Origin of the sequence: Microvirga sp. Mcv34, from assembly GCF_024519725.1 — a bacterium.
GTDB lineage: Bacteria > Pseudomonadota > Alphaproteobacteria > Rhizobiales > Beijerinckiaceae > Microvirga.
In genome coordinates, this window is record NZ_JALJRK010000151.1 from 1 (window position 1) to 5768 (window position 5768).

The window sequence follows — 5768 nt, forward strand, 5'->3', positions numbered from 1 at the left end:
CCCGGCCAGTTGACGGCAGGTCACCGCCGCTTGGGCTCATGCCCCCTCACAGCAGAGAGCAAGGCATTCTCCTTTCCTCCTTTCTCATTACATTCCAGACATATGCACCCCGGACCATCCGGGACGAGGCGCACCGTACGAGATATCGGCCGCCCACTTCTGGTTCGGTCCTTCGGCCGAGAAGTCCTGCTCGAAGAGATTGGGATCAACCGGAAAGGCATGGTGGCTGTCGGTGGTGCGCGTGAACCGGCGTCTGTCGGGCCTTGAGCCCGTTCTCCCGCATCAGCCGGGCGGTGCGGCGGCGAACCACCGTCAGGCCCTCATCCTGCAGCTCGCGGGTCATGCGCGGACTGCCGTAGGTCTCATTGGAGAGGGTGAAGGGCCGAGCAGATGTGGGCTAACAGAACCAGATCCTCCCGCTGGCGCGGGCTGGCTGGACGCGATCTCCAGGCGAAGTAGCCGCTGGGGCTCACTTCGAGAACCTGGCACAGGCGTGTGACAGGGAAGCTCTCTTTCGCCGCATCGATGAACCGGAACTTCATCGACTTCCCTCCTTGGCGAAAAAAGCCGTGGTGGGTTCAAGTGATGAGCGCAACAGCTTTGTTGGTGTGGACGGCCCCCTTACGGCATCGCTGTGCCAGAATGAGGTCGTTGCTGATCTCAAACACAGGAGACCGTCCGTGGATCAGATTATTCGCATTGGCATGGATACGTCAAAACACATCTTCCAGCTGCATGGGGTGAACGCCGCCGAGGAGCCGATCCTGCGCAAGAAGCTACGGCGCCAGGACATGGTGACCTTCTTTACCAAGCTTCCGCCCACGGTGATCGGCATTGAGGCCTGCGGCGGGTCGCACCACTGGGCGCGCGTGCTGGAGTCGTTGGGTCACACGGTGAAGATGCTCCCACCCCAGTTCGTCAAACCCTACCTCAAGCGTGGTAAGAACGATGCGGCCGATGCGGAGGCGCTGTGTGAGGCGATGAGCCGGCCGACCATGCGCTTTGTGCCGGTCAAGACCGCCGAGCAGCAAGCCGCCCTGATGCTGGTGGGCTTGCGCGATCGCCTGATCCGCCAGCGCACCCAACTGACTAATGCGATCCGGGGCTATGCGGCGGAGTTCGGGTTGGTGGCCGCCAAGGGCTTGGTGAGGATCGAGCCGCTGCTGGAGCGGATCAGAGACGATGCCACGCTGCCGCCTCTGGCGCGCGAGCTCTTCGACATCCACGCCAAGGAATATACCCAGTTGCAGGCCCGGCTGGAGGAGGTCGAGGACAAGCTGATGGCCTGGCATCGGGCCAATGAGTGCAGCCGACGCCTGGCCAAGATCCCAGGAATAGGGCCGATTGGCGCCTCGATGCTGGTGATGAAGACCCCCAACCCGGAGGCGTTCCGCTCGGCTCGCCACTTCGCCGCCTGGCTTGGCCTGACGCCGAAGGATCACTCCACCGCCGGCAAGGTGCGGCTGGGCGTGATCACACGCGCCGGAGACGAAGCTCTCCGCAGAGTGCTGGTGAATGGCGCCACGGCGGTAATCCGGCATGCTCAACGCAGCCACACTAGGGCGCCGCTTTGGCTGGTGGAGTTGCTCAAGCGCAAACCGCCGAAGCTGGTCGCGGTGGCGTTGGCCAACAAGATCGCACGGATCGCGTGGAAACTCATGGTCACGGGCGAGGGCTACAAAGCCTCATCAGCCCCGCCTGCAGCGGTGTGCGCCGCCTAGAAATCAGCCCGACACGGGAAACCGTCGATACTGCTCCCGTGTCGGGCTGAAGCCGGGTCTTGCAAGGAAACGAGGAGATGGTGTGATCGATCGATCCAAGACACGAGAGACTCCGTGCTGGCCAATGGCCTTGACAGGTCGCCATCTTTGTTTGGACCTCGTGTCGCGGAAGCCATTTTGGCCAACGGTCATGTGCGACCGCAACAACAGGCCGGACATATGACCGCAAGCGATCCGATCAAACTATGCCGAAATCTTCTTGCGAGTCGGGGGCCGTCCACATATGGCCAGCGCACGGGCTACAAGGAACTCGATGAACTGCTGGCCCGGCTGGCGCGGCGCAAGGCCGAACTGCTGCGGGTGCTCGAGCGGCCGGAGATTCCGCTGCACACCAATGCCTCTGAGAACGACCTGCGCGCCTGGGTGATCAAACGCAAGATCTCCGGTGGCACGATGAGCGCCGATGGCCGCGTGGCCCGGGATGTGATGCTGGGGCTTTCAAAGACCTGCCGCAAGCTCGGGCTGTCGTTCTTCGCCTATCTCGGGGACCGGCTCGGACTGGACACGGGTCAGCCGAAGATCCCGCCGCTGGCTGACCTCGTTATCCGGTCAGCCTGAGGCTTGGCCCCCCAAAGTGCCCCGATTACGCTGCATGTCTGCGCCCTCTAGGGCTCGTAAGAGACTCTAAAGAAACTACCATCTTCGAGCAACGGAAGTGTTTTGGGATTTTACTACGACGTGAGGTGAGTGCGATCAGCGGCCCAAAAAGGAGCGTCTTTGCCTGTCCAGCGCCTATCTGGGCGCTCAAGACCGATTTTGGCCAGTTCCGGCCCGCTCAGAGAGCACATTTCCCGCAAATGCCTAAGAAAGTACGACCGGAAAACAGCTTCAACAGGCCTCTGGCGGCGACATCAACCGTTCAGTTGCTCGCAACTATCGAAAGTGTACAAAAGGGCCTGAAAATGGTCCAGGAAATTCATGAATGGCCCCTCCCCTCTCGATGGCTCACCTGATTGGCTATTCCCGCGTTTCAACTGAGGATCAGGCGCACGATGCTCAACTCGACGAACTGCGCGCTGCTGGCTGTGCCGAGATCCACCAGGAGCATGGCTCCGGGGCAAGTCGGGCCCGGCCCGTGCTGGCTCGGCTCATTCGTGACATCAGGCCGGGCGAGGTCTTGGTCGTGGTGCGTCTGGACCGTCTGGCCCGCTCAGTGAGCCACCTTCTTGAGGTGATCGAGACGCTGGAGGCCAAGAGGGCGCATTTCCGGTCCTTGCGCGATCCGATCGACACCTCAACCCCACAAGGCATATTTTCCTTGCAGGTCCTGGGTGCAGTGGCGCAACTCGAACGCTCCCTCATCTCAGAGCGGACGCGGGCCGGGATCATGGCGGCCAAGGCACGGGGCAAGAAGCCGGGCAATCCGGGCATACGCGAGCGACGACCAGAGGCCATTCGCAAGATCGCCCTCGCCCGGGAGAAGGTCTATTTGGATGATTTGATTGCCGGCTCAGATCAGTGGATGCCGACGGTTCGCCGCATGCGGCCCCAGCGCCCCTGGGAGGATGTTGTTCGCGTGCTGGGTGACAGCGGGCAATCCTGGACAGTAGCCCGGCTGCGGCGCGCCGTCGGCAAGCTTGTGACGCAGCACATGGCGGACCCTGCCCTCCTCCGGCCCGCCCCGCGGAGGAACCCGGAGGACCGCCTCATGACGCTGATCGCCGGTATCGCTATGACCGACCCACGCCTCTCATTGCGGGACATCGGAGCGCAACTGGAGCGCATGCGGGAGCGGACCCCACGTGGCGGCCTCACATGGTCAGCCTCCTCAGTGAAGAAGCAACTTGACCTAGCGAAGAAGCACGGGCTTGCGCTCCCGCCAGAGGTTCGGGGCGAGAGTTGACACCCCCCCGCTTCAGGCAGCCGGGTGGGACGAAGGTCATCGCGTAGTTCAAGATGGCCAAGGCGGCGCGGATGAAGAGTTAAATCGGCAATCCCCTCACTCTTCCGGAGGACTTTCCTTGGACATATGGATGTAATGTGATTGTGGGTCTCTCCCGGTTTCGTCCGCTGGACTGACCCAATCTTGAGACCCAACGCCGGCCGATCGAGGAGGCTCGGCGAGCCCCAATCGCGCCGGCGTCACCAGTTCTTCACTCGGTTCAAGCAGCCTTGAGCATAAAGTCGACGTGAACGGCGTCGTAGGGAAAAACAACTAATCCCTCGCCCGTTCTGTCGATGACGCCGGCTTCAAGAAGCGCATGAACGTCCCCGTGCACTGCCTTCACGTCACGATCGACGCGGCGGGCGATTTCGCGGATTCTTAGAGGGCCCTGCCCTGTCATGACCTTGAGGATCTCCCAGCGCTTCTTCGTCAGCGTTTGCCAGAGGAGTTCGACGGAAGCGAACGAGATATGAGCGCCCTGAGCCTCGCCCCCGAAGGCGGCAAGCGCCCGCCGGGTTACGTCCTCACGAGATGCGACGGAAAGGGTCACTGTAGTCATTCGGGCCTCCATTGGTCGACGTCGCGCCAGAAGTCAGCGAGCAGCTGGGCTGGGGTGGTGAAGCGGTAGCCGGTCTCAATCGGTCCAACGTGCTTGTGATCGCCCTTCCCGGCCTCGTTGTCGTAGCGAAGCACGCAAATGCCCTTGACGACATAGGCCAGCGCGTACTTGTACTCGTGCTCCGACCCGCGCACCGGGTGTGGGACCCGCCAGACACGAAGTTCGACGAAAGCGTTGTCCGCAGTCTGGTGACGCTCACGGAGCAGGAGTTCAGCCTTCATGTTGGAGTTTATGCCAACAATCGGGGGTGTTGTCAAATACTCCAACGCTCAAGGGCTGTGTTTGTGCCGTATGAGGGTCCGTTTTGGGGGAGCGGTGCTGAGTGACGTAGCCCCGTCTCTGCCTCCGGCGCAGCCAGGTCTCAACAGCCTCGACCGCTCTGCCTTCACAGTTATACAGTTCGATCGTGCGATGGCCTGAAGTGCCGATACGGCCCCACTCGCAGATGAGAGCCGCGTAGCTGATCAAGCTCGCCTCAACGGATAGTACGAAGAGCCGGGCCATGTTGGCATCCGGGTTGCAACGGTCAAGCACCAGATATTGGATCTTGCAGTCAGGCATGCTCCAGTGTCGCGTCTGCGCGACACAGTCCAATCAAAATAATGGATTGACCAACGAAGAACGGGTCCAAGGCATTGGTAGGATTTTCAAGGTAGGAGAGCCTCATCTGGAAGCACAGGGCTCTAATCCTAAGACAAGAACCTGAAAGTGACGAGTATTAGTAAGGGTTCAGCTGGATCCATTCGAGCGCAGATAGCGATTTGATTAAGCAATTCAAACAAAGTCCGCTTTCTCCAAGGGCGCATGTAGCACAAAACAATCGCGGCAGGGGTGCCTTTGTCTTGGCGCTAGGGCAGGCGGCTATGGCACCTGCATGGGTCGATGCAGTTCACCAGCATCGCTTCAGGGTTGATCTTCCGCAAGGCCCCAAAGGTCGGCTCCGTTGAGGCAAACCCTCTCGCTTTGCAACTGGTCAATCTCATCCTGAAGAAGCGCTTTCGGATGGTAGCAGAGGATCTAACGGGTTACAGCGCCCGGTGCTGCGGTCAGGCTTTAGAACTCAGCCGGACGGGATGGGATCTCGCTACTGGACCATGCCGATTGACTGAGAAATCGATCCAGCGTGCAATCAGCTGTTGCGGTGACCAGAGCATGCTCAAAGCAAATCGGCCCGAAGAGTTCTTTATCCGTCCGACAGCTAGTGTCAATCAAGAGAACCAAGTTTGTAGCTGCAAACCAGCCATAGAGGCGAGGGCACATTGGGATTTGGTCTCGATAGGCCCTAAGCTTCAGATGCGATTCAATGACCTACCTTCCATAGGATCGACGAGCTTTGCGGTAAGCTGCACCGCGGACCAATCATATGTCTTGAGGTTGCGCACCATAAAACTGTGGATGAATCCAAAGGGTAATATTTCGGCAGCATACCTAGTGTTGTGACTCTAACGCTTGTTTCGCACGGGCGACCTTTTCCAGGATAGCC

The 5768-nt window shown here is 60.2% G+C and carries 6 protein-coding genes and 1 pseudogene; 3 read left to right on the forward strand and 4 right to left on the reverse strand.

Features of this window, described 5'->3' with window-relative positions:
- Positions 1-114 precede the first annotated feature (114 nt).
- Positions 115-566 (reverse strand): annotated as a pseudogene (locus OC446_RS28945) (IS3 family transposase); the annotation flags it as partial.
- A gap of 114 nt (positions 567-680) precedes the next feature.
- On the opposite strand from OC446_RS28945, the gene OC446_RS28950 reads away from it, so the two are divergent.
- The 3 genes from OC446_RS28950 to OC446_RS28960 all read left to right on the forward strand — a co-directional run bounded on the left by OC446_RS28950 (position 681) and on the right by OC446_RS28960 (position 3624).
- Positions 681-1721: an IS110 family transposase gene (locus tag OC446_RS28950; RefSeq protein WP_262032381.1), complete on the forward strand. Its 1041-nt coding sequence runs from the start codon at positions 681-683 to the stop codon at positions 1719-1721.
- Between the two features lie 219 nt (positions 1722-1940).
- The gene (locus OC446_RS28955) at positions 1941-2339 is read left to right on the forward strand and encodes an IS66 family transposase (RefSeq protein ID WP_262032382.1); all 399 of its coding nucleotides are present in this window, start codon (positions 1941-1943) and stop codon (positions 2337-2339) included.
- A 364-nt stretch (positions 2340-2703) separates the two neighbouring features.
- Positions 2704-3624, forward strand: a complete 921-nt coding sequence (locus OC446_RS28960) for a recombinase family protein (RefSeq protein ID WP_262032383.1) — start codon at positions 2704-2706, stop codon at positions 3622-3624.
- A gap of 259 nt (positions 3625-3883) precedes the next feature.
- Here OC446_RS28960 and OC446_RS28965 read toward each other — a convergent pair whose 3' ends face one another.
- The 3 genes from OC446_RS28965 to OC446_RS28975 are packed head-to-tail and all read right to left on the reverse strand — an operon-like array spanning position 3884 to position 4846.
- Positions 3884-4225, reverse strand: coding sequence for a transcriptional regulator (locus tag OC446_RS28965; protein WP_262032384.1), 342 nt, complete (start codon positions 4223-4225; stop codon positions 3884-3886).
- Positions 4222-4506: a DUF6516 family protein gene (locus tag OC446_RS28970; RefSeq protein ID WP_262032385.1), complete on the reverse strand. Its 285-nt coding sequence runs from the start codon at positions 4504-4506 to the stop codon at positions 4222-4224. Before OC446_RS28970 ends, OC446_RS28965 begins: the two co-directional genes overlap by 4 nt.
- On the reverse strand, positions 4496-4846 hold the full coding sequence (locus OC446_RS28975) for a WGR domain-containing protein (RefSeq protein ID WP_262032386.1): 351 nt from the start codon (positions 4844-4846) through the stop codon (positions 4496-4498). The genes OC446_RS28970 and OC446_RS28975 overlap by 11 nt, the downstream gene beginning before the upstream one ends.
- Positions 4847-5768 lie beyond the last annotated feature (922 nt).

What these genes read in the sequence shown, in the direction of transcription:
- OC446_RS28965 (WP_262032384.1), bottom strand. Translation starts at nt 4,225, where the DNA reads ATGACTACAGTGACCCTTTCCGTCGCATCTCGTGAGGACGTAACCCGG.
- OC446_RS28970 (WP_262032385.1), bottom strand. Translation starts at nt 4,506, where the DNA reads ATGAAGGCTGAACTCCTGCTCCGTGAGCGTCACCAGACTGCGGACAAC.
- OC446_RS28975 (WP_262032386.1), bottom strand. Translation starts at nt 4,846, where the DNA reads ATGCCTGACTGCAAGATCCAATATCTGGTGCTTGACCGTTGCAACCCG.
- OC446_RS28955 (WP_262032382.1), top strand. Translation starts at nt 1,941, where the DNA reads ATGACCGCAAGCGATCCGATCAAACTATGCCGAAATCTTCTTGCGAGT.
- OC446_RS28960 (WP_262032383.1), top strand. Translation starts at nt 2,704, where the DNA reads ATGGCCCCTCCCCTCTCGATGGCTCACCTGATTGGCTATTCCCGCGTT.